Below are 24,199 nucleotides of genomic sequence, written 5' to 3' on the forward strand. Positions count from 1 at the left end.
CATCCGCTACGGTCTGGGGTGCAATATTCGGCGCCCGCTCGGCGGGCGTGAGCAGTATGCCGAGTCGAGCGGAGGGCGTCTTGAAGGTGACCGTGGTCGTGCCGACCTACAACGAGCGGGAGAACCTGCCGGTGGCGGTGGAGCGGCTGACCTCGCTACCGGTCCCCGACCTGCATGTGCTGGTCGTCGACGACAATTCGCCGGACGGTACCGGCGAGGTGGCCGACAAACTGACCGCCGAATATCCCGGCGTGGTCGGCGTGCTGCACCGCAAGGAGAAGGACGGTCTCGGCCGCGCCTACGTCGCCGGTATCACCCGGGCCCTCGACGAGGGCGCCGAGGTGGTCATCCAGATGGACGCCGACCTGTCGCATCCGGCGGAGGTGATCCCGGCCATGCTGGACAAGCTGACGAACTCCGACGCCGGAGTGGTGCTCGGATCCCGTTATGTTCCCGGCGGTTCCACGGCGGCCGAATGGAAGTGGTACCGGAAGGCGCTGTCGGCCTGGGCCAACTTCTACGTCAACGCGATCCTGCGGTTGAGCGTCCGGGACGCCACCGCCGGTTTCAAGGCGTGGAAGGCCGACACCCTGCGCGCGATCGACGTAGCGTCCATCCACAGCAACGGGTATTCGTTCCAGGTCGAGATGAACTACCGGACCATCAAGAAGGGCATCACGATCGCCGAGGTGCCGATCCGCTTCGAGGAGCGCACCAAGGGCGCCTCGAAGATGAGCCTGAAGGTGCAGCTGGAATCCGCGGCGATGCCGTGGAAGCTGTTGTTCGGCCGGAAGGTCTAGGCGCCGTCCGGCGCCGGCCAGTGCAGCAGCGTCTCGACGAACAGCTGCCGGACCCGCTCGACGTCGTCGGTCATCGCGTCCGGCCGCCAGCCGCCGACATCGATCGGCGGCAGCACCGCCACCTCCACGGTCCCGTGCCGGACGACCATCGAATCGCGCCGGACGATCTCGCCCGCGTTGCGGATCACGACCGGGACGATCGGCACTCCCGCCTGGATGGCGATGTGGAACGCGCCCTTCTTGAACGGGCCCACCCGGGGCGACCGCGACCGCGTGCCCTCGGGGGCCACGGCGATCGACAGCCCGCCGCGCAGCGTCCGCACCACGGGTGTGAGCGCCGCCTTCGCGCTCGCGGTGTCCGAGCGATCGATGAAGGTCGCGCCGGTGAACCGCAGCAGCGGACCGAACACCGGATTGGCGGTGATCTCCCGCTTCACGACGGCGGTGACGCCGCCGCGGAGGACGGCCGCGAGTACCACGATGTCGAACTGACTCTGGTGGTTGAACACGAACACCGCCGGTCGCGGGGCGCGCGCGTATTCGGCGCCGGTGATCCGGAGGCGCACACCGGTGGCGCGGAGCGTGGTGTCGGCGGCGCGGGCGATCATCGCGTCGGCCATGCGCTGGTGCCGCCCAGCGGTCGCGGTGTATTCGGTTGATGTGACGGTCGATTCGAGCGGCGTCGCCTCGTGCGGCGGTGACGCGGCGCGCGTGCTCGCGGCGTGGTCGAGCGTCGCAGGGGTGGTGCCGTGGCGGCCCGGCCGGACCGCGGCGCCGGCGATCCCTGCCGCGGCGCCGGTGAGCAGTGCGGTGAAACCGGCTGCGGTGCGGGCGATGTCGCGGGAACCGATGCTCGCGCGGGGCCGGAACGACAGGGTTGGCCAATCCCGTTCGCGCGCTTGCCGTGCCAGCCCGGCATCGGGATTCACCGCGGCCGGACGGCCCACGAGCTCCAGCAGCGGTAGATCGGTGAGCGTGTCGGCGTAGGCGTAACCGTTCGGCAGGTCCAGGTCGTGCGCGGCGGCGTACCGGCGTACCGCCTCCGCCTTCCCGGTGCGCCACAACGGCTTTCCGGCCACCTGACCGGTGAGGACGCCGTCCGCCACCGCCATCTCGGTGTACAGGGCATGGGGGATGTCGAGTTCCGCCGCGACGGGCAGTACCTGGAACCGGGTGAGGCAACTGGCCAGGATCAGGGTGTGCCCGGCCGCCTCGTGTGCCCGGATCAGCTGCCACGCTTCGGGATACAACTGCTCGTAGACCTTCGAACGGAACAGCCGGGCGCCCGCCTCGTCCAGCTCGGCCTCGGTCCGCCCGGCCCAGGATTGCATGGCTCGCTGCAGGAATCGCTCATATTCGCCCTCGGCCCGCGCGCCCCGGATCCCGGCCGCGAGGCTCGCGTCGAGCGTGCGGCCGGACCGCCGCCACCGTGACAGCGGCGTGAGCCCGTGCACGACCGTGCCACCGAAATCGAAGACGGCGGCGATCTTCGGGCCCTGTGGACCACTGTGGACAGCCGAGATCCGGTCCGTCAACGTGAGCGGACGGCACCCCGTCGAGGACAGGCCTCGCCCGGCGGCGTAGGCACCGGGCGTCCCGGCCGCATCGGGGCCGGTCGGATGTCCGTCGAGCGGGCCCGATGCCGCTCCGGATCCGGCCGTGGCCGTCCCGGATTCCGTCGAGGCCGTCTCCGTCGAATCGATCTCGGCGGGAGCGACTTCCGGTCCCGCCGAGGTCGGACCGATGTGCTGAAACTCGTTGTCGCTCATGGCTGCTCCGGGCGGTTGGCCGGGTCGAGGTTGGCGGCGTGGGAGATTCGGGCGCCGAGGGCGCGCAATTCGGCGGCGAAGGCCCGGCGGCGGGCGCGCAGGTCGGGGGCGTCGGGGTCGAGCAAGCCGTGGTTGTCGGCGAGTTTCAGTGCGCTGGTGAACAATTCGGTCGAGACCGATTCGGGGCTGTGCAGGCGTTGTTGCAGCAGCATCTGGCGGCCGACGGCCAGGCATTCGGCCAGGAACTGTTTGCGATCGATCGGGCCGGGATCGGTGTCGGCGGCGAGGCGTTCGGCCACCACGAGCTGAGCGTCGAAGAACGAGTTCAGCACCCGATGCGCCATCATGAATCCGGTGCCGGTCAGTTCGCCGAGGATCTCCGTGCCGACGGTGCCCGCCGCGGTGCGCTCGTGCCAGTGCGGGTCCACCAGCAGCATCTCGGCGGTCAGCTGGGCGGCGAAATCGGCGCGCTCGGGGAAGAAGAACTCGAATTTGAGCAGATCGCGCAGCCGGTACGCGGTGTCCCAGCCGGTGTCGAGTTGTTCGCCCGGCGGCGCGTCCACCGCAGCCAGCACCGCGAGTTCCAGGATGGCCCGGTTGACGAACCAGTGCACGGCGCTGTTGCGGTAGAAGGCCGCCTCCAGATGGGCGCCGGTTTCGATCGAGTACACCGGTTCCAGACCGCCGCGGTAGACCGTCACCACCTTCGCGCGCGACAGCTGTTCGAGTACCACCGAGAGGCTGTGATCGTCACCGAGGGAATCCAATTCGCCGCCGGGCAGCCCGCGCCGGCGGATGTAGCCGCGCACCGGTTCGAGGGTCCGGCGCACCTCGCCGAGCGTCAGCGCGCGCTCGTGCACGCCGAGCAGGACCAGGGTCACCAGCGCGTTCACCGTGATCGGGGTGACCGCGTTGATTCCCACGGCGACCTCGAAGGCCAGACGTCGCACGGCATTTCGCTCCCGCTCGGCGGCGCCGGGGGACACCCCGGCACCGGGAGCGGGCGCCGGGGTCAGTGGATCACCGTGTGCGGCAAGCCGTTCCCGGGCCGACAGCGGTGTGCCGAAGCGCAGGTAGACCTGGCCCGCGGAGCGCTGCTGGTTGCGGATGTAGCGGGCCATCCAGGTCAGGCCCTCGGGTTCCTTCGTCCCACCCGCCTGTTCGCTGGCGATGGCGCCCAGTTCGTTGAGCCGCTCGTAGGTGATCGACACCGGCACCAGCATCACGTCGTCGACCCGGCGGGACCGGATCGCGGCGGCGAGATAGTTCAGCAGGCCGTAGCGCGGCGGCCGGAGCTTGCCGGTGCGGGTCCGGCCGCCCTCGAAATACCACTCCAGATTGAAGCGTTTGGCCAGCAGGTACGCGAAGTACTCCTCGACGACGGCCTTGTACACCTCGTCGTCGCCGAAACTGCGGCGGATGAAGATGGTTCCGGTGCGCCGGGCGATCGGGCCCATCGGCCAGAAGCCCAGGTTCATGCCGCCGACCACGTGGTTGGGTGGAAAGTCGTGGCGTGCCAGCGCGTCCCCGAGCACGAACGCGTCCACATAGGAGCGGTGCGAGGGCAGGAACACCAGCGAATGCCGGCGGTTGAGCCGGCGCAGCTCGTCGAGGCGGTCCGCATCGCTGTCGACCTTCCAGGTCCAGGCGTGCACCGGCCGCATCGCCTGGGTGAACAGATCCGACACCAGCCGGCTCTGCGCGGCGACGAGTTCGCGCAGCCCCTTCTCGGCCCGCCGGTACACCTCTTTCGAACCGGTTCCGGTGTGCACGGCGATGGCGTCGAGACGGCGCAGGAACTCCGGGGAGTCGAGGATCTCCTCGGCGACCAGCCGGGGCACCTTGTAGCGGTCGCCGATCACCGCGCGCTCGGCGCGTTCCAGGGCGACGGTGCCGGCCCGGACGATGGCCCGCGCGAACGGTTCCGCGCCCCCGGCCGCGCCGGGACGGTCGACGCCCTCGGCGGCGCCGGGACGGTCGACACTGCCGGCCGCCTCCGGATGGCTGGCCCGTAACTCGCTGAGCCGCGCGGGCTGCCCGGTCAGCACCAGATGCCGGTCCGGCGCCTTCGCGACCAGGCGGCGCTGCCGCAACCGGTTCGGCCGGCGCGGGTCGTTGAAGAACACCAGATCCGCGAAGGTGGTGCGGCGCACGCCGTCTCGCTCCGGCGGCAGCCACACCACCCGCACCGGCACCACCAGCGGATCGTCGCGGCGGCCGACCAGCCGGTCCGCCACCGCCGCGGCGTCCAGGTCCAACTGGGTCACCGGTGCGTCGACGCCGATCTCGGCCAGGACACCGCCCGCGGCGAGCCAGTCGCCGATCAGCGTCCGTTCCACCGAGGTGGAAGCCTCCACCAGCGCGACCACCGATCGCGGCGCGGTATCCGGGGTCGCCGGAGAAGTTTCGGCGTGATCGATCATGGTCCCTCCGTTGCTGGCGCAGCCCGCTGCGGCGGTAGCTGGTCACCGCCGCGGCGCAGTGCATCCCGGCCTCGCGAGCGAACTCGTCGCGAAGCGGCACATCCCACTATTGAAGCCCGGCCGGAGATTTCGCGCAGGCGGTTGTCGCGCCGGATGTGCACGACACTACGAACACCGATAGTGAAAAGGTAATGCTAACCTCACTTTCGAAAGTAAGGTGAGCATAACCTTGGAGGTCTGGTGACGGTCACGGACGAACGCGTGCGGATTCTCGATCCGGCGGCGGCGGTTTCGGCGCTGGCATCCGCGCAGCGATTCGGCGAATACGTCGTCTACGAACGACCGGGGCAGTGGGTGTTCGCCGCCGATCCACTCGGCGGTATCGAGCTCACCGCGGAGGAACTGCGGGTTCGCTGGGCGGATCGGAGCACGACGAGTCGGTGGACCGGCACGCCGGCCCAGGCCCTCGATCGCGCGCTGGCCGAACTGCCGACGGAAGGTCGAACCGCGTACGGCTGGCTGGCTTTCGAGTTCTGTGCCTGGTCCTTCGAGGCCACCGCGCACGTGCCGGCGCGGACTCCGCTGGGATTCCTGATGATTCCGCGGATCGAAGTGCGGCTCGACGGCAACGGCATCGAGGTAACCGGGGCGACCGCGGAGGAGCTCGAGCTCATCCACCAGTTGGTCGAGCAGGCGCAGCAGACGGCCATGCCGGATCCCTTCCCGGTGGACATCACACCGGACCCCACCGGCTACCGCGACCGGGTCGCCACCGCGGTGCGCGAGATCCGGGACGGCCGGTATCAGAAGGTGATCCTGTCGCGAAAGGTGGAGTTGCCCTTCGTCGTCGACGTTCCGGCCACCTATCGCCTGGGACGGGCCCACAACACCCCGGCGCGCTCCTTCCTGCTGCGGCTGGGCGGCCTGGAGGCGGCGGGATTCAGTCCCGAACTGGTCGCGTCGGTCGACGACACGGGCATGGTGACCACCGAACCGCTCGCCGGCACCCGAGCCTTCGGCCGCGGCGACGCCGCCGATCGAGCGGCCCGCGCCGACCTCGTCACCGACCCGAAAGAGATCGTGGAGCACGCGATCTCGGTGCAGACCTCGTTCGCGGAGGTCGCCGCGGTCGCCGAACCGGGCAGCACCGCCGTCTCGGATTTCATGGCGGTGCGAGAGCGCGGCAGCGTGCAGCACCTGGCCTCCACCGTGCGCGGCCGGCTGGCCGCCGATCGGAATTCGTGGGACGCACTGGAATCGCTGTTCCCGTCGGTGACCGCGTCCGGAATCCCCAAGCGCGGCGGCGTCGATGCGGTCTTCCGGCTCGATCGCGATCCGCGCGGTCTGTATTCCGGTGCGGTGGTGACGGTTTCGCCGGAAGGCGAGCTGGAGGCGACTCTGGTGCTGCGCGCGGTGTACCAGACCACAGACGGGGCCTGGATCCGCGCGGGTGCGGGTATCGTCGCCGCCTCCACTCCGGCGCGGGAATTCGAGGAGACCTGCGAGAAGCTCGGCAGCGTCGCGCCGTATCTGGTCGCGGGCTGAACGGCGGCATCGGGCACCGAGGACGGTCGCGCCACCGTCCTCGGTGCCCGATGCCGTGGTACGGCAGTGTGTTCCGGGCAGTTCCCGGTACCCGCCGACGGCATCGGCGAAGGCCGGTCGGGCCCGATCGCCGGTGCCGCCGAACGGATTCCGGTACTTTACAAGGTTGCCCGCAGCACCTTCTTGTCGATCTTGCCGACCGCCGTGAGCGGCAGGGTGTCGGCGGTGCGCAGCACGTCGGGCAGTTTGAAGGCGGCGAGACCACGGTCGGTGAGGAACCGCTTGATCTCGGCCAGCGTGGGGGCCGCACCGTCCACGACCAGGACGGCGCACACCTTCTCGCCGAGCGCGGCGTCGGGCAGGCCGACGGCGGCGGCGTGCCGCACGACCGGATGTGCCAGCAGATGCTCCTCGAGCTCGTCGCACGAGACGTTCTCACCGCCGCGGTTGATCACGTCCTTGATCCGGCCGGACACGATCAGGTGCCCGCTGGGCAGTCGCCGCACCAGATCGCCGCTGCGGTAGTAGCCGTCCGGGGTGAACGCCCGGGAATTGTGTTCCGGCGCACGGTAGTAACCGCGGATCGTGTACGGTCCGCGGGTCAGCAGCTCGCCCTCCTCACCCGGCGCCACGTCATTGCCCTCGCCGTCGACCACGCGCAACTCGTCGGCGGCGGACAGCGGCCGCCCCTGGGTGGTGCACACGCGATCGTCGGAATCGTCGAGGCGGGTGTAGTTCAGCAGGCCCTCGGCCATGCCGAACACCTGCTGCAACTGCGCTCCCAGCGCGGGCCGCACCTCGCGGGCGTTGACATCCGCCAGCCGGGCTCCGCCGACCTGCAACAGACGCAGCGACGACAGGTCCGCCTCCTCCCATTCGACTGCGGCGCACCACAATTGGGCCAGCGGTGGTACCACGGCGGTGACCGTCGCACGATACCGCTCGATCGCCGCGAACGCCGCCTCCGGGCTGGAGTCGGCGGTGAGGGCGATCGAGGCGCCCACCGTGATCGCACCCAGGATTCCGGGACAGGCCAGCGGGAAGTTGTGCGCCGCGGGCAGAGTCGCGAGGTAGACGTCGTCGGGACCGAGTGCGCAGACCGCCGCGCTCTCCCGGGCGTTGAAAGCGTAGTCGTCGTGGGTGCGGGCGATCAGCTTCGGCAGGCCGGTGGTGCCGCCGGACACCAGCATCAGCGCGATGTCGTCGGGTGCCGGTTGCGGCAGTGAATCGCCCTCGCCCGCAACGGTCGCCAGATCCGTGAACGGTCCGGGATCGCCGAGGACGAAGACCCGGCGCACGCTGCCGACCTGTTCCACCAGGGTGGCCGCCAGCTCGCGGTAGTCGAAATCGCCCACCCGATCGGCGATCACGTAGGCGACCGCGCCGGACAACGCGGCCAGATGCTCGATCTCCGCGCGCCGGTGCGCGGGCAGTGCCAGCACCGGGATCGCACCGGCGCGCAACAGCCCGAACAGGATCGGCACGAAGGCCGGCACATTCGGCAGTTGCACCAGGACCCGATCGCCCGCCGCGATGCCGTGGGCGCGGAAGCCGTGGGCGAACGCGTCGGCGTCGGCGTCGAGCCGGGCGTAGTCGCGGACTCCGTCCGCATCGTGCAGGGCCGGCCGGCCGGGCCACTGTCGCGCGGCCGACCGGAGCAGGTCACCGAGGGTCTGCCCGGTCCAGTATCCGGCGGCCCGGTAGGCGGCGGCGGCCTCGGCGGGGATCGGCACGAAGCCGTCGCGGTGCGTCTCGGCAGTGGGAGAAAGGGATGTCACGGGCGCTGCCTCACGGTCGACAGGTTGCTGAAGGTCTGATTACAAAGGTTAGGCAACCCTATCTCAATGGGCTAGGCTGATCGACGATCGGCCAGACAAGGAGTACGCGGAGATGGAGTCAGCACAGCCACCCGGTGCGGGTGACGGCATCGAGCGCGACGAGATCCGGGCGGCCGTCGCGGCGCAACTAGGTATCGCGGCAACGGATATCGCCGACGGGGACGATCTGATCCAGCTGGGCCTGGATTCGATCCGCACCATGAAACTGGCGGGCGGATGGCGCAAGCGCGGGATGGACGTCAACTTCGCGCAGCTCGCGGCCGCGCCCACCGTCGCCGACTGGCTCCGATTGCTCGGCGGCAGTGCGGATTCCGCCGCGGCGACCGGCCGTTCCGCCACGGCGTCCCCGGGCGGACTCGCGGCGGCAACCGATGCTCCAGCGGTGACCGGTGGTTCTGCCACGACGTCGCCTGGCGGGCCTGCGGCGGCGATTGATGCTCCGGCGGTGACCGGTGGTTCTGCCACGACGTCCCCCGGCGGGCCTGCGGCGGCAACCGATGCTCCGGCGGTGACCGGTGGATCCGCCACGGCGTCGTCCGGTGAGGTATCCGCGGCGATCGCCGATGCCCCTGCGGCGGCCGGTGGTACCGCTGCGGCGTCTTCTGAGGTATCCATGGCAACTGCCGATACTTCCGTGACAATCGGTCAGGCCCGTGCGAGCGCTGATGTCCGACCGGCAATCGATGCCACGGTGGTGACCGATGAGACGCCCGCGGTGACGGACGACGGCTCACCCTTCCCCTTGGCGCCGATGCAGCACGCGTACTGGATCGGCCGCTCGGCGGAGCAGCGCCTCGGCGAGGTGGCCGCGCACTTGTACATCGAATTCGACGGCGGCGCGGTCGATCCCGATCGTCTCGGCGTAGCGGTCGCCGCGCTGGTCCAGCGGCATCCCATGCTGCGCACCCGGTTCCGGCCGGACGGGCGGCAGCAGACGCTCGCGGCGCCGGCCCGGCCGGTGTGGAGCGTCACCGACCTGCGGCAGACCACGCCTGCCGAGGTCGACGCCACGCTGGAATCGTTGCGTCACAACCGGACCCATCAGCGGCTCGCGGTCGAGGAGGGGCAGGTCGTCGACATCGCCCTGACCCGGCTGCCCGGCGACCGGACCCGGCTGCACCTGGATGTCGACATGCTCGCCGCCGACGCGATGAGCTACCGGGTGCTCATCACCGACCTGGCCCGGCTCTACCGCGGCGAGACGCTGGCGCCGGTGACCTACACCTTCCGCGAATATCTGGCCGATCCACGCGGGCGGGCCTCGGCCGAGGAACGCAAGCGCGCGCACCGCTGGTGGCAGGAGCGGCTGCCGGAACTGCCCGGCGCGCCGGAACTCCCGCGCTCCGCCGCCACGGAGACCGGCAACAGCACTGTCCGCCATCATCATTGGCTGCCACCGGAAGCGAAAGCGCGGGTGATCGCCACCGCGCACGCGCGGGGCGTCACCCCGGCGATGGCGCTGGCCTCGGTCTTCGCCGACACCATCGGGGGCTGGTCGGCGCAGCGTCGCTTCCTGCTGAATCTGCCGCTGTTCCATCGGGAGCCGGTGCATCCGGAGGTCGGCGGCGTGGTCGGCGACTTCACTTCGTCGGTGCTGCTGGAGGTGGACGTCACCGAACCCGCCACGGTCTTCGAGCGAGCCGCCGCGCTGCAACGCCGGATGCACGCCGCCGGAGCGCATTCCGCATACTCGGGGCTCGAGGTGCTGCGCGACCTGGGTCGTTCCCGAGGTGAGCCGGTGCTGGCGCCGATCGTCTACACCAGCGCGCTGAATCTCGGCGAATTGTTCGCGGACGTGGTCACCGAGACCTTCGGCGATCCGGTCTGGATCATCTCGCAGGGCCCGCAGGTCCTGTTGGACGCGCAGGTCACCGAGGTGCGCGGCGGGCTGCTGTTGAACTGGGACGTCCGTGCGACCGCATTCCCTCCGGGCATGGTGGAGACCATGTTCGGCGGTTACATCGACGCGATCACCGCACTGGTCGCCGAACCCGCCGAACCGGGCACCGGCTGGGATGCCGCCGCGGGCGTGCGACTTCCATTGGCGCAGGCGGACATTCGTCGCCAGGTGAACGACACCGACGGCCCGGTGTCCGGAAGAGCCCTGCACACCGGCTTCTTCACCCATGCGGCCACCGAACCCGATGCCCCGGCGCTGATCTGGGAATCGGCCGGCGCCGCGCATCGGCAGACCTACGGTGAACTGGCCGCCGAGGCGCTCGCCGTGGCCGGCGCCCTGCGCGCCGCCGGGGTGCGGCCGGGTGACGCCGTCGCCGTGCAGCTGCCCAAGGGGCCCGATCAGGTGGTCGCGACCCTCGGCGTGCTGGCGGCGGGCGCGGTCTACGTGCCGATCGGCGCGGACCAGCCGCCCGCTCGGCGCGCCGAGATCCTGCGCGTCGGTGACGTGGTCGCCGCGATCACCGCGGGTGCGACGATCGCGGAACTGCCGGCGCTGCCCCTCGGCACCGCGCGGAGCCATCCGGAACCGTTGCCGGAACCGATCTTCCCGGACCCGGAACAGATCGCCTACGTGCTGTTCACCTCCGGGTCGACCGGTGTGCCCAAGGGGGTGGAGGTGCCGCACCGGGCCGCGATGAACACCATCGACGACCTGAACGACCGCTTCGGGATCGGTGCGGCAGACCGCGCGCTGGCACTGTCCGCGCTGGAGTTCGACCTCTCGGTGTACGACCTGTTCGGCCTGCTCAGCGCGGGTGGCTCGGTGGTCGCGGTGGATGCCGCGCAGCGCGGCGAACCGGCCGGCTGGGTGGAACTGATCACCCGGCACCGGGTCAGCGTGCTCAACTGCGTGCCCAGCCTGCTGGACATGGTGCTGAACGCCGCCGGCGGCACTCCACTCGACTCGCTGCGCGCGGTGCTGCTCGGCGGGGACTGGGTGGACGTCGCGTTGCCGGGCCGCCTCGCCGCGGTCGCCCCCGGCTGCCGGTTCGCCGGTCTCGGTGGTGCCACCGAGACGGCCATCCACTCGACCGTCTGCGAGGTCACCGGGGCGCGGGTTCCGCAGGACTGGAAGGCGATTCCGTACGGGACCCCGCTGCGCAACGTGCGCTGCCGGGTCGTGGATCCGGCGGGACAGAACTGCCCGGACTGGGTGACCGGCGAGCTGTGGATCGGCGGCGCGGGTGTCGCGGCGGGTTACCGCAACGAGCCGGAGCGCACCGCCGACCGATTCGTCGAGTACGACGGCCTGCGCTGGTACCGCACCGGCGATCTGGCCCGTTACCGGCCGGACGGGATCCTGGAGTTCTTCGGCCGCGCCGACCATCAGGTGAAGCTGCGCGGTTATCGGGTCGAACTCGGCGAGGTGGAGAGCGCCCTGCGCGCGCTGCCCGGCGTACGGCACGCCGTCGCGGCCGTGATCGGTTCGGCCGCACCGAAACTCGCGGCTGTGGTGGTGGCCGTCGACGGCGTGGCCCTGGATCCGGGAGAGACGCTGGAGGCGGTCGCCGAACTGCTGCCCGAGTACATGGTCCCGTCCCGGCTCGAGGTGTTGCCGCGACTTCCGCTGACCTCGAACGGCAAACCGGATCGCAAGGCGGTCCTGGCGCTGCTCGCGGAATCCGGTACGGAGCACGAATTCGTCTCGGCCCGAACGGATGTGGAACGGGCCCTGGCCGACATCGTGGCGGCGGTGCTGGAGCGCACGGAGGTCGGTGTCACCGACGACTTCTTCGCTCTCGGTGGCGATTCCGTGCTGGCCACCACGGTCGTCGCACGGGTCCGGGAATGGCTGGACGTGCCCGGCGCGGTGGTGTCCGATCTGTTCGCCTCCCGCACCGTCGCCGGTCTGGCACAACGGCTTTCGCAGCGCGAGCCGGCCGGGCGGCTGGATACCGTCGCCCGCCTCTATCTGGAGGTCGCCGCGATGAGCGACGACGAGATCGTGGCCGCCACACGCTGAGCCGCCGGGGTGTGATCGTGCCGGTACTCGCCCGGAGTACCCGGCCGGTCCGCCACGGCTCTAGACTCGTGGCCAGAAGGCGGGTTTGCGGGGACGGAACCGCCGCCGCGCCCGCCCGGCGGGCGGGGCGAACCACTGGCGAGGAGGCGACGTGAGTCGTTGGGATACGTCGAACATTCCGGATCAGAGCGGTCGCACGGTCATCGTCACCGGTGCGAACAGCGGGCTCGGCGCGGTCACCGCGCGGGCGCTCGCCGCGGCGGGAGCGCAGGTGATCATGGCCTGCCGCGACGAGGTGAAGGCCCGCGCGGTCGCCAACAGCATCGGTGAGCGGGCCCAGGTGCGTCGCCTGGACCTGGCGGATCTGTCGTCGGTGCGTGAGTTCGCCGCCTCGATCGACCGCGCCGACGTGCTGATCAACAACGCCGGCGTGATGGCGGTGCCGTTGCGCCGCACCGCCGACGGCTTCGAGATGCAGATCGGCACCAACCACCTGGGTCACTTCGCGCTGACCGGCCTGCTCCTGGACAAGATCGCGGACCGGGTGGTCACGGTGGCCAGCGGCGCGCACATCATCGGCAAGATCGACGCGGCCGACCTGAACTGGGAGCGGCGCCGGTACAACCGCTGGGCGGCCTACGGGCAGGCGAAGCTGGCGAATCTGCTGTTCACCTACGAACTGCAGCGCCGCCTCACCGCGGCCGGATCGTCGAAACTGGCCCTGGCCTCGCATCCCGGTTACGCCGCCACCGACCTGCAGTCGCACACCGAGACCTTCATGGACAAGGTGATGGTGGTCGGCAACCGCGTCCTGGCGCAGAGCGCCGAGATGGGGGCGCTCGGCTCGCTGTACGCCGCCACCGCCACGGACGTGGCGCCCGGCGGGTACTACGGCCCGACCGGGCTGGGCGGCGCGCGCGGCTATCCGGTCGCCTGCAAGTCCTCGGCCGCCTCCCGCGACGAGGTCACCGCCGGGCGCTTGTGGGAGCTGTCCGAGCAACTCACCAAGGTCACCTTCCCGTTCGCCGAGCGCTGAACCGGGACGCCGGCTACACCGAGCGGCTGCGGCCGGTTCTGTTGTGACGCGGGTCACCGGAGCGGATGTCACACGGCGCCGGGCCGCGTCGTCGTCCTGATGTACGGGCGCCGCGCCACCGCGCGGCGTACCACCTTCGAGGAAGGACATCGTGATGGAAGCCCGACTGAACATCTTCGCCAGCCCCACCGCCGCCAAGTTCACCAAGCGGCTGAACTCCGCCAGCCAGGCCGTCGTCGAGTCGACCCTGCCGCACGAGATCCAGGAGTTGGTGAAGCTGCGTGCCAGCCAGATCAACGGCTGCGGGTTCTGCACCGACATGCACGCGAAGGACGCCGTCGCGGCGGGGGAGACCTGGCTGCGGCTGAACCTGGTCGCGGCGTGGCGGGAGGCCACCGTGTTCACCGAGCCGGAACGGGCCGCGCTGGCCTTCGCCGAGGAGGGCACCCGGCTCGCCGACACCCATGAGGGCGTCTCGGACGCCACCTGGGAGCAGGTGCGCAAGCACTTCGACGACGACCAGATCGGCGCCCTGATCGCGACCGTGGCGCTGATCAACGCGTACAACCGGCTCAACGTCATCGCCCGCACCCCGGCGGGTGGCTACGAGCCCGGTCAGTTCAATTGACCCGTACCGCAAGGCCTCCCGTCGTCGGCGGGAGGCGGCGGTCGGGGGCGCCGGTGCGCCGCCGTAGAATCGGTGCAATGGTCTCCGCACTCGTCGCCGATTTGTTCGAATCCCATCGGACACATCTGTTCTCGGTGGCGTACCGGTCCACGGGCAGTGTCGTGGGCGCCGAGAGCGCCGTCGAGGAGGCCTGGCTGCGGCTGGCGACCACGCCGCAGTACGAGATCGAGGACCTGCGCGAATGGCTGACCGCGACGATCGGCCGGATCTGCCTGGAGCAGTCGCGCTCCGCCGCCGTGCGGCGGAAAAATTATGTGGGACAGTGGCTTCCGGAGCCGATCGTCACCGGACCGGCGCCCTCCGGGCGGCCTGAACTGCTGGAAGTCGTTGCGCGCCATCGGGATTGCCGGTTCGAATCGATGATCGCGCTGGACGCCCTGGAGCCGGTGTCCCGGCTGGCGCTGGTGCTGCGGGACGGTGGCGGGTTGCCCGCCGCGGCCGTCGCGACGGTACTGGAGCGGCCCGAGGCGGCGGTGGCGGCGGCGGCCGACGCCGCGCGGGCCGTGCTCGCGGGCCTGCCCGTACCCGTCACGGATGCCGGGCACGCCGCGGCGGTGGGCCGGCTGCTGGCGGCCCTGGAGTCCGCTGACCGCGCGGCCGTGTGCGCGGCGCTGCATCCGGAGGCCCGGTACATGGCCGACGGCGGTGGGGCCACCCGGGCCGCCCTGCGGGTGGTCGTCGGCGCGCCGGGATTCGCCGATCTCGCCCTCGGGCTGCTCGGCCGGTACGGCATCAGCCTCGCTCCCGGCGCCCCGGACTGCGACGTCGTGCGCGTCAACGGTGAACTGGGCCTGCTGATCCACGAGCGGGCCTCCCACGACGGCCGGCCGGGCACCCCGGCGCGGGTGATCGCGTTCACCGTGGCCGGCGAAACCGTGTGCGGCGCCTACGATCTCGCGAATCCGGCGAAGCTGTCCGGGGTCCGGGTCCCGCACTGAGCCGGCTGCGGTCACGAACGGGTGAAGCGCCCGGGGAGATGACAGGTTGGAATCGGCTCGAGCCCGGCCGTCTCGGGGCCGCTGACCAGCACGCTAGGTTGGAAACATGTCCCACACGCAGACCGTCGCCCGCTTGCGCCCCTTCGCCTCGACGATCTTCGCCGAGATGACCGAGTTGGCGGTCCGCCACGGTGCGGTCAATCTCGGCCAGGGCTTCCCGGATTCCGACGGTCCCGCCGCCATGCTGGACGTCGCCCGGGCCGCCATCGCCGATGGTCTGAACCAGTACCCGCCGGGCCGCGGCATGCCGGTGCTGCGGCAGGCCATCGCCGCCGATCGCGCCCGCCGGTACGGCACCCGGTACGACCCGGACAGCCAGGTGCTGGTCACCGTGGGCGCCACCGAGGCCATCGCGGCGGCCGTGCTGGGGCTGGTCGAGCCGGGTCAGGAAGTGGTACTGATCGAGCCGTACTACGACTCCTATTCGGCGGCGGTCGCGCTGGCCGGGGCGACCCGCCGGACCGCGCGGTTGGTCCCCGACGGCGACGGCTTCGCCCTCGATCTGGACAGCCTGCGTGCCGCGATCACCCCGAAAACTCGTCTGCTGCTGCTCAATTCCCCGCACAACCCGACCGGCGCGGTACTGAGCCGCACCGAACTGCAGGCGGTGGCCGACCTGGCGATCGAGCACGATCTGCTGGTGCTCACCGACGAGGTGTACGAGCACCTCACCTACGACGGGCACACGCATCTCAGCATCTCCACCCTGCCCGGCATGTTCGAGCGCACCGTCGTGATCTCCAGTGCGGCAAAGACTTTCAGTGTCACCGGCTGGAAGATCGGCTGGGCCTGCGCACCGGTTCCCCTGCTCGACGCGGTCCTCGCCGCCAAGCAGTTCCTGACCTTCGTCGGCGGCGGCCCGTTCCAGCCGGCCGTGGCGTACGCCCTCGAGCACGAGCTGCCATGGGTGGCCGCCCTGCGGGACACTCTGGCGGAGAAGCGGATTCGGCTGTCGGACGCGCTGCGGGAGGCCGGATTCGAGGTGAAGCGCAGCGACGGAACATATTTCGTCTGCGCCGACATCACCGGTCTCGCCGCGGCCGACGCCCACGCCTTCTGCCGGGAACTACCCGAGCGCCTCGGCGTCGCCGCCGTCCCGCTGAGCGTCTTCGCCGACCATCCCGACGCGTGGAACCGCCTGATCCGCTTCACCTTCTGCAAGAAGGAGGAAACCCTCACCGAGGGCATCCGCCGCCTGCACGCCCACCGCGCACCCAGCCCCGCCCGCTGAATCACGGTCCGGCTCAGCGCTCTCCGGGGCCGCCGGGCTCCGGCCCGGTTCATCCCGCCGAGGGCCCGCCGACCTTCGGCCCGGTGCACCGTGTCCTGTGCCCGCTGAGCTTCGGTCCGGTGCACCGTCCTGTGTCCGCTGAGCTTCGGTCCGGCTCATCCCGCCGCGGGCCACCAATCCTCGGTCCGGTTCACCGCTCCCCGGGCCCGCTGGGCTCGGTCCGGCCCATCGCGGCTGGGCCCGCCTAGCTTGGTCCGGCTCATTGCGCACCGGGCCACCAATTCGCCGCATTCAGGGGCCTCTCGCAGAGTCGCGGCCGCCACGTTCCAGGCCACCGCCGACCTGCGGGCCGGCCGCCGCGGCGCCGTGCACACAGCCGCGTCCCGTCCACCCAGCCGCGAGTCCGTCGGTCGATTCCCTATGGACGGGACGTGCGTCGCGCGTCCGGGGCTCAGGCCGGGACCGGCCGGGCCCGATCGGTGGCCAGGAGCACGGCGATCGCGCCGAGCATGGTGCCGGTCACCCACCGCTGCGCCCGCAACCACAGCGGGCGCTCGCCGAGGAAGGCCGCGATCGACCCGGCGGCGAGCACGATCAACCCGTTCACGGTGAGCGCGACGCCGATCTGCACCGCGCCGAGGCTCAGACTCTGCAACCACACCCGCCCGTGCGCGGGCACTACGAACTGCGGGATCAGGGCCATGTACATGATCGCGATCTTCGGATTCAGCAGATTGGTGACCAGGCCCATGGTGAACAGCCGCCGGGTCGGATCGGCGGGCAACTCGCTCGGCGCGAAGGCCGAGATGCCCCCGGGCCGCAGCGTCTTCCACGCCAGCCAGCCGAGATACAGCGCCCCGGCCAGTTTGACGGCCAGATACAGCTCGGGCACCACCGCGAAGATCGCGGTGATGCCCACGGCCGCCGCCGTCAGATAGACCAGGAATCCGGCCGCCACCCCGGTCAGCGAGATCAGCCCGGCCCGCCGGCCTTGTGACACCGTCCGTGACACCAGATACATCATGTTCGGCCCGGGCGTCAGCACCATCGCGAGCGCGGCCGCCGCCACTCCCGTCACCGCAGTCGTCTCGATCACGAATCCGATACTGGTCGGCCGACCACCGCACTGTCGCGGTCCAGTTGATCAGTCGTGGACCGGCTGCGGCCCGGTCGGGGCGGCCGGCGGCCTAGGACGCGGTTCGGTGGCTTGCCCGGCGGTCCGCGACGGCGGTGGCGAGGCGGTCCAGTTGGGTGGCGGTGGTGTCCCAGTCCAGGCAGGCGTCCGTGATCGACCGGCCGTAGGTCAGGTCGGCGGCGCGGCCCAGGGTCAGGTCCTGGCGACCGGCCACGAGGAAGCTCTCCAGCATCACGCCGACCACGGACCGGTCGCCGCCGGCGATCCGCTCGGCCACATCGGTGACCACGTCGACCTGCTTGGTGTGGTCCTTGTTGCTGTTGCCGTGGCTGGCGTCGACGACGACGCGCTGCGGCAGCGACGCCTTCTCCAGGCGCAGGCAGGCCTCGGCGACCGAGGCGGCGTCGTAGTTGGTCCCGGAGCTGCCGCCGCGCAGGATCACGTGACAGTCCGGGTTGCCGGCGGTGCGGATCAGGGCCGCGTGGCCGTCGAGGTCGGTGCCGGGGAACACGTGGCTGGCCGCCGCCGCGCGGACGCCGTCGACGGCGACCTGCACGTCGCCGTCGGTGCCGTTCTTGATGCCGACCGGCATCGACAGCGCGCTGGACAGCTGCCGGTGCACCTGGCTGGCGGCGGTGCGGGCGCCGATCGCGCCGTAGGCGACCAGATCGGCGATGTACTGCGGGGTGATCGGGTCGAGGAATTCACAGGCCACCGGCAGCCCGAGCGCGGTGATGTCGACCAGCAGCCGCCGGCCCAGGCCCAGGCCGGTGTTGACGTCGAAGGATCCGTCCAGATGCGGATCGTTGAGCAGGCCCTTCCAGCCCAGGGTGGTCCGCGGCTTCTCGAAGTACACCCGCATCACCACGTGCAGCCGGTCGGCCAGTTCCGCGGACTTCGCGGCCAGGCGCCGCGCGTAGTCCAGGGCGGCGCCGGGATCGTGCACCGAGCACGGGCCGACGATCACCATCAGCCGGTCGTCGGCGCCGTCGAGCACGTCGACGGTGGCGCGGCGGCCGGCCCGCACGGTGGCCACCTGGGCGTCGTCGAGGGGGTGGGCGCGGCGGACGTCGGCGGGTGACAGTAGTGGGCTGATGCTCAGAGTGCGCTGATCGTCGAGATCACCTGCGGTACTCATCTGGAGCTTGTCCTCTCGGGATTTCGGACCTGGGCCGACTCACCGAGAGCGAATCCCGCGAGCCGGTCTGGGGCATCCGGCTCGGGGTGGGGGGAAGGTCAGCGCGGCTCACCGACCGGCCCACCCGGGGCCGGCTTGGTAAACCAGAAATACACGCGCTGCACGAGGAGGGACTGTACCAGCCGGGAGCGACGCCGCGGCCGCGCGACCCCGGGGGTGACGAGTGCCACACCCGTTTCGCGCAGGTCGCCGGGTCGTGGCCGATCCCATACGGCGAGATGTCGGTCACCCCCGATATCGTGGGCAGATGCCCCACGAAGGTGACCGAGTGGCCGGGCCCCTCATCGTTCAGAGCGACAAGACCGTCCTGCTGGAGGTCGACCATCCGCAGGCCGATGCCGCGCGCCAGGCCATCGCGCCGTTCGCCGAGCTCGAGCGCGCCCCGGAGCACGTGCACACCTATCGCATCACGCCGCTGGCGCTGTGGAACGCGCGCGCCGCGGGGCACGACGCCGAGCAGGTGGTCGACGCGCTGGTCAGCTTCTCGCGGTACGCGGTCCCGCAGCCGCTGCTGGTCGACATCGTCGACACCATGGCCCGCTACGGCCGGTTGCAGCTGGTCAAGAACCCCGCGCAGGGCCTGGTGCTGGTCAGTCTCGATCGCGCGGTGCTGGAGGAAGTGCTGCGGCACAAGAAGATCCAGCCCATGGTCGGTGCGCGCATCGACGCCGACACGGTGCAGGTGCACCCGTCCGAGCGCGGCCGCATCAAGCAGATGCTGCTCAAGATCGGCTGGCCCGCCGAGGATCTGGCCGGCTACGTCGACGGCGAGGCGCATCCGATCGAACTCGACTTCGAGGCGGGCGCATGGCAATTGCGCGATTACCAGGAGATGGCGGCCGATTCGTTCTGGGCGGGCGGTTCCGGTGTGGTGGTGCTGCCCTGCGGCGCCGGCAAGACCATGGTCGGCGCGGCCGCGATGGCGAAGGCGAAGGCCACCACCCTGATCCTGGTCACCAACACCGTCGCGGGCCGGCAGTGGCGCCGTGAACTGCTGGCCCGCACCTCGCTCACCGAGGACGAGATCGGCGAGTACTCCGGCGAGCGCAAGGAGGTCCGCCCGGTCACCATCGCCACCTATCAGGTGATCACGCGAAAGACCAAGGGCGAGTACAAACATCTGGAACTGTTCGACAGCCGCGACTGGGGCCTGGTCATCTACGACGAGGTGCATCTGCTGCCCGCGCCGGTGTTCCGGATGACGGCCGATCTGCAGTCCCGCCGCCGCCTCGGCCTCACCGCCACGCTGGTCCGCGAGGACGGCCGCGAGGGCGACGTGTTCTCGCTGATCGGCCCGAAGCGCTACGACGCGCCCTGGAAGGACATCGAGGCGCAGGGCTGGATCGCGCCGGCCGACTGCGTCGAGGTCCGGGTCACGCTCACCGACGCCGAGCGCATGGCCTACGCCACCGCCGAGCCGGAGGAGCGCTACAAGCTGTGCTCCACCGCGCGCACCAAACTCGCGGTGGTGGAGTCGATCCTGGCCCGGCACAAGGACGCGCCGAGCCTGGTGATCGGCGCGTACCTGGATCAGCTGGACGAGCTGGGCGAACATCTGAACGCCCCGGTCATCCAGGGCTCCACCCGCACCAGGGAGCGCGAGGCGCTGTTCGACGCGTTCCGGGCCGGGGAGATCCCGGTGCTGGTGGTGAGCAAGGTGGCCAACTTCTCCATCGACCTGCCGGAGGCGTCGGTCGCGGTGCAGGTGTCGGGCACCTTCGGGTCCCGGCAGGAGGAGGCGCAGCGGCTGGGCAGGCTGCTGCGCCCGAAACACGATGGCGGCCAGGCGCATTTCTACTCGGTGGTGGCACGTGACACGCTGGATGCCGAATACGCGGCACATCGGCAGCGTTTCCTTGCCGAGCAGGGGTACGCCTATCGCATCACCGACGCGGACGACCTGCTGGGCCCGACGATCGGATGAGCGGACCGGCGCGTCGGGCGACCCGGCCCGGGAGACAGGTGAGGATGGTAGACGTGCGACGCTTCGACTTCGCGGTGGACCGCGCGTATGCCCGATCGGTCAACGAGATCGTGCCGACCGTCCGGCGGTTGCGCATCGTGGCCTTCGCCGTCGCGATCGTGCTGGGCCTCTCGACCGCGGGCCTGATCCGGCTGGGGCATCCCTATTCGTTCATACTCTCCGTCGCCTTCGCGCTCGGCACGGTCACGGCGCTGTTCGTCGCGGTGTGGACGCCGCACCGCGCGCGGGTCGACAAGCTGTACGCCGCGGGTGAACTGGTGCCCGCGGTGGTGACCGAGCACAACCAGAAGGGCCTGACCCTGCTGGCCCTGGTCAACGTCGCGAAGCCGGGCGCCGCGCCGGTCTACGCGCTGATCGTCCGGGTGGTGCGGGCCCTGCCGGGTCATCGCGACCGGGCGGGCGAGCAGGTGCCCGCGGTCACGGTCCGCACCGACTTCGCCTCCGGTTCCATCGGCGATCTGCGGCAGCCGATCACGCCGATGCCGATCGCCTGGGGCACCCGCGATCCCGGCGTGATCGAGCGGGCCCGCTCCGCGATCAGTGAGGTGGAGTGGACGCTGCTGGCCGACAACATCACCCTCGCCGCGAAGGTCCTGGCCGCCGAGTCGAAGCGGCTGCTGCTGGATCCGCATCAGCTGCCGGAGGAATTGCGCGGGTAAACCCGTTGCGCGCCTTCGTAGAATGATCTCGTGATTCCCACCTCCAACCTGGTGGCCTTCCTGATCGCGGCGACCGTCATCATCGTGATTCCCGGGCCGGGTGTGCTGTTCACCATCGGCCGCGCGCTCACCGACGGGCGGCGTGCCGCCCTGATATCGGTGCTCGGGCATGCCCTGGGGGTGCAGATGCTGGTGATCGCGGTGGCCGCCGGGCTCGGCAGCCTGGTCGCCGCCTCGGCACTCGCCCTGACGATCGTGAAGCTGACCGGGGCGATCTACCTGGTGTACCTCGGCGTCCAGGCCGTCCGGCAGCGCCGGTCGCTGCGCGAGGCGTTCGCCGCGCAGGCCGAGCCGGCGCCGCATCGGCGGGTGTTCCGGCAGGGCATCGTGGTCGGGGTGACCAATCCGAAGGCCCTCGTCTTCTTCTCCGCGGTGCTGCCGCAGTTCGTGGAGCCGGCCAGCGGATATCTGCCGGTCCAGTTCCTGATCCTCGGATCGATCTTCCTCGGCGTCGCGCTGGTGTCCGACAGTGCCTGGGCGCTGCTGGCCGGTACCGCGCGCGCCTGGTTCGCGCGGTCGCCGCGGCGGCTGGAGGCCGTCGGGGGCGCGGGCGGGCTCATGATCATCGGTTTGGGTGCGACCGTGGCGGTCACCGGCACGAACAACTGATCCGGCTACCATCCCCGATATCCGCACGCAGGTCGGAAGGGGTGGCTCGACGCATGCACACACGAATGCGCCGCCTGGTGGCCGGGCTGCTGCTCGCCGGCGCCTCCGTGTCGCCGGCGCCGGTCACCGCGCCTGCCCAGGTGCTGGACGATCCGGCGGTCGGCGCGCCGGGCCTCGGCGATCCCTATTATCCGGACGATGGCAACGGCGGTTATCGCGTCGAGCACTACGACCTCACCCTCGACTACGACCCGCCGAATCGGCAGCTGGCGGGCATCGCGCGACTGTCGGCGATCGCCGCACAACCGTTGCGCGCCTTCGAACTCGATTTCAACGGGCCCGAGGTCCGGGCGGTCACGGTGAACGGCCGCCCGGCCCTCTTCGAGCGGACCGGTGCGCACAAGCTGGCTGTCAGCCCATTGCTGCCGTTGCTGCCGGGGCTGCCGTTCGCGATCGCCGTCGACTACGCCGGCCAGGTCACCGACACGCCCGACTCCGGGTGGACGGTGTCGCCGAGCGGTGGCGCCTTCGCCGCGGGCGAACCGCATTCCGCCGCCACCTGGTACCCGCTCAACGACACCCCGCTGGACAAGGCCACCTTCGAGGTCCGGGTGACGGTGCCGCAGGAGTGGGAGGTCGTGTCGAACGGGCTGCGCACCCGCGACGTCGCCGACGGCACGCATCGGACCGTCGAATGGCGGCTGCGCGATCCGGTGGCCGGCTACCTGACCACGGTGGCGATCGACCATTTCGAATTCCTGGAGCAGCGGCGAGCCGACGGCACCCCGTTGTTCAGCGCCTTCGCCCCGCAGGCGGTCTCGCGCCGGGAACTGGAGAACCGGCTGCCGGAGATCCTGGACTTCCTGGAAACCCTGTACGGCCCTTACCCGTTCGAAACCGGCGGCGGCATCTACGTCGACACCGATCTGCAGTTCTCGCTGGAGACCCAGACCCGGCCGATCTACGCCCCCTGGACCGACCTGAACACGGTGGTGCACGAGAACACCCATCAGTGGTGGGGTGATTCGATGTCGGTCACCCAGTGGTCCGATATCTGCCTGAACGAATGCTTCGCCAGCTACACCGCCGACTACCTGTGGCCGGAACGCAAGGAGGGCAAGGACGTCGACCGGATGTACCGCGAAACCGTCGACAAGTACCGCGACGATCCGGACTTCTGGTCGATCCCGTTGCAGAACCCCGGCGCCGGAAGGGAATTCACCGTCGTGTACACCCGCGGCCCGCTGTTCCTGCACGCGCTGCGGCATCTGCTCGGCGACGCGATCTTCTTCCCGGCGATGTCGCGGTTCGTGCAGGCGCACCGCTACGGCAACGCCGCCATGCCCGAATTCCGTTCCTACCTGCAAACTCTGACGCCGATCGCACTCGGCGGGTTCCTCGCGGCCTGGCTGGACGGCACGACGCCGCCGCCGGACAGCGACCTGTTCCCGGGCACCCTTTCCCTCGGTTGAGACCGCCGTAACACCTGGCACAAATAGGACGACACAATCCTCGGTGCGATCGGGGACAGTCCCCGCGTCGCTGTGGAAAGGTGTGAAACATGACCTACCTCGGAATGCTGACGCTGCTCAATATCAGTCGCACACTCGGATACGCCCTGCTCGGGCTGCACGGCCTCTCGATGGGAGGCACCCTGTAACCGGTTCCGCGGGCAACCGGCCCGGGTGCTCCGGCGAACCGGCGCACGGGGTATCGTCCGCTCACCGGCGTTCGCGGGCGACCGCGCCGCGGATACGCCGTGAACGATTGGGTGAGAGAGGTTTTCGTACGTGAACAAGGCAGGGACGAAGCTGATCGTTCGCTTCGTGCCGGCACTGGTGGCGGTGGCCGCACTGGCGGTCACCGGCTGCTCATCCAGTTCCGGTAAATCCGATACCGCGCGGGCCAAGGTGGGGGACTGCATCAACGTCCTCGAGGGTTCGACGACCGCGGCCAAGACCGAGCCCGTCGACTGCTCGTCGGACAAGGCGGTCTACAAGGTGGTGTCGACCTCGGACCAGAAGGCCGACTGCGGCACCGAGAACACCTCCTACGAGGAGACCTACGGCGGCGGCACCGCCCATCTGTGCCTCGCCCCGAATCTGAAGCAGGGCAGCTGCTATCACCAGGACCGGGAGACCGGATTCGCCTACGCCGACTGCGCGTCCACCGCGGCCACGGTCAAGGTCGTGAAGCGGATCGACGGCACCAGCGACGAATTCGCCTGTGACTCGAATTCGACCTTCCTGACGCTGTCCAACCCCAAGACCACGTTCTGCCTCACCAATCCCAAAGGCTGAGCGC

The 24,199-nt window shown here is 70.4% G+C and carries 17 protein-coding genes; 12 read left to right on the forward strand and 5 right to left on the reverse strand.

Annotated elements, in window-relative coordinates; translation table 11 throughout:
* Window positions 1-56: 56 nt before the first annotated feature.
* The gene (locus tag NRB56_RS01315) at window positions 57-800 is read left to right on the forward strand and encodes a polyprenol monophosphomannose synthase (RefSeq protein WP_153338632.1); all 744 of its coding nucleotides are present in this window, start codon (window positions 57-59) and stop codon (window positions 798-800) included.
* Here NRB56_RS01315 and NRB56_RS01320 read toward each other — a convergent pair.
* The gene (locus tag NRB56_RS01320; protein WP_227837047.1) at window positions 797-2,569 is read right to left on the reverse strand and encodes an HAD-IB family hydrolase; all 1,773 of its coding nucleotides are present in this window, start codon (window positions 2,567-2,569) and stop codon (window positions 797-799) included. The genes NRB56_RS01315 and NRB56_RS01320 overlap by 4 nt on opposite strands.
* Complete coding sequence (locus NRB56_RS01325) at window positions 2,566-4,992, reverse strand: glycerol-3-phosphate 1-O-acyltransferase (protein WP_153338633.1); 2,427 nt, start codon at window positions 4,990-4,992, stop codon at window positions 2,566-2,568. The genes NRB56_RS01320 and NRB56_RS01325 overlap by 4 nt, the downstream gene beginning before the upstream one ends.
* Window positions 4,993-5,232: 240 nt before the next feature.
* Between NRB56_RS01325 and NRB56_RS01330 the strand changes: the two genes are divergently transcribed.
* The gene (locus tag NRB56_RS01330) at window positions 5,233-6,537 is read left to right on the forward strand and encodes a salicylate synthase (protein WP_319942401.1); all 1,305 of its coding nucleotides are present in this window, start codon (window positions 5,233-5,235) and stop codon (window positions 6,535-6,537) included.
* Between the two features lie 158 nt (window positions 6,538-6,695).
* Here NRB56_RS01330 and NRB56_RS01335 read toward each other — a convergent pair whose 3' ends face one another.
* The gene (locus NRB56_RS01335; RefSeq protein WP_319942402.1) at window positions 6,696-8,315 is read right to left on the reverse strand and encodes a (2,3-dihydroxybenzoyl)adenylate synthase; all 1,620 of its coding nucleotides are present in this window, start codon (window positions 8,313-8,315) and stop codon (window positions 6,696-6,698) included.
* A gap of 112 nt (window positions 8,316-8,427) precedes the next feature.
* Here NRB56_RS01335 and NRB56_RS01340 point away from each other — a divergent pair, with 112 nt between their 5' ends.
* The 5 genes from NRB56_RS01340 to NRB56_RS01360 all read left to right on the forward strand — a co-directional run bounded on the left by NRB56_RS01340 (window position 8,428) and on the right by NRB56_RS01360 (window position 16,250).
* Window positions 8,428-12,297 carry a non-ribosomal peptide synthetase gene (locus NRB56_RS01340; protein ID WP_153338635.1) on the forward strand — a complete coding sequence of 1,290 codons (3,870 nt, stop codon included), beginning with the start codon at window positions 8,428-8,430 and terminating at the stop codon, window positions 12,295-12,297.
* 151 nt (window positions 12,298-12,448) lie between these two features.
* A complete protein-coding gene (locus NRB56_RS01345; protein ID WP_319942403.1) occupies window positions 12,449-13,333 on the forward strand; it encodes an oxidoreductase in 885 nt (294 codons plus the stop codon).
* Window positions 13,334-13,487: 154 nt separating this feature from the next.
* Entirely contained in the window at window positions 13,488-13,961 is a 474-nt protein-coding gene (locus NRB56_RS01350) for a carboxymuconolactone decarboxylase family protein (protein WP_153338986.1), read from the forward strand.
* 77 nt (window positions 13,962-14,038) lie between these two features.
* Complete coding sequence (locus NRB56_RS01355; RefSeq protein WP_153338636.1) at window positions 14,039-14,959, forward strand: sigma factor; 921 nt, start codon at window positions 14,039-14,041, stop codon at window positions 14,957-14,959.
* A 106-nt stretch (window positions 14,960-15,065) separates the two neighbouring features.
* The gene (locus NRB56_RS01360; protein ID WP_153338637.1) at window positions 15,066-16,250 is read left to right on the forward strand and encodes a pyridoxal phosphate-dependent aminotransferase; all 1,185 of its coding nucleotides are present in this window, start codon (window positions 15,066-15,068) and stop codon (window positions 16,248-16,250) included.
* Window positions 16,251-16,701: 451 nt separating this feature from the next.
* Here the strand turns inward: NRB56_RS01360 and NRB56_RS01365 are convergent, their stop codons facing one another.
* Together NRB56_RS01365 and NRB56_RS01370 are read right to left on the reverse strand one after the other, a co-directional pair.
* Window positions 16,702-17,346 (reverse strand): LysE family translocator, encoded by a 645-nt coding sequence (locus NRB56_RS01365; protein WP_319942404.1) that lies wholly within the window; start codon window positions 17,344-17,346, stop codon window positions 16,702-16,704.
* A gap of 91 nt (window positions 17,347-17,437) precedes the next feature.
* The gene (locus tag NRB56_RS01370) at window positions 17,438-18,523 is read right to left on the reverse strand and encodes a 3-deoxy-7-phosphoheptulonate synthase (RefSeq protein WP_153338638.1); all 1,086 of its coding nucleotides are present in this window, start codon (window positions 18,521-18,523) and stop codon (window positions 17,438-17,440) included.
* A gap of 307 nt (window positions 18,524-18,830) precedes the next feature.
* Here NRB56_RS01370 and NRB56_RS01375 point away from each other — a divergent pair, with 307 nt between their 5' ends.
* The 5 genes from NRB56_RS01375 (at window position 18,831) to NRB56_RS01395 (ending at window position 24,195) form a co-directional block, all read left to right on the forward strand.
* A complete protein-coding gene (locus NRB56_RS01375; RefSeq protein WP_153338639.1) occupies window positions 18,831-20,507 on the forward strand; it encodes a DNA repair helicase XPB in 1,677 nt (558 codons plus the stop codon).
* Window positions 20,508-20,551: 44 nt separating this feature from the next.
* Window positions 20,552-21,226, forward strand: coding sequence for a DUF3239 domain-containing protein (locus NRB56_RS01380; protein ID WP_153338988.1), 675 nt, complete (start codon window positions 20,552-20,554; stop codon window positions 21,224-21,226).
* A 30-nt stretch (window positions 21,227-21,256) separates the two neighbouring features.
* A complete protein-coding gene (locus NRB56_RS01385; protein ID WP_319942405.1) occupies window positions 21,257-21,895 on the forward strand; it encodes a LysE family translocator in 639 nt (212 codons plus the stop codon).
* Between the two features lie 53 nt (window positions 21,896-21,948).
* A complete protein-coding gene (locus NRB56_RS01390; RefSeq protein ID WP_153338640.1) occupies window positions 21,949-23,367 on the forward strand; it encodes a M1 family metallopeptidase in 1,419 nt (472 codons plus the stop codon).
* 318 nt (window positions 23,368-23,685) lie between these two features.
* Entirely contained in the window at window positions 23,686-24,195 is a 510-nt protein-coding gene (locus tag NRB56_RS01395; protein ID WP_319942406.1) for an LppU/SCO3897 family protein, read from the forward strand.
* Window positions 24,196-24,199: the final 4 nt, after the last annotated feature.

Origin of the sequence: Nocardia aurantia, from assembly GCF_009604425.1 — a bacterium.
GTDB lineage: Bacteria > Actinomycetota > Actinomycetes > Mycobacteriales > Mycobacteriaceae > Nocardia > Nocardia aurantia.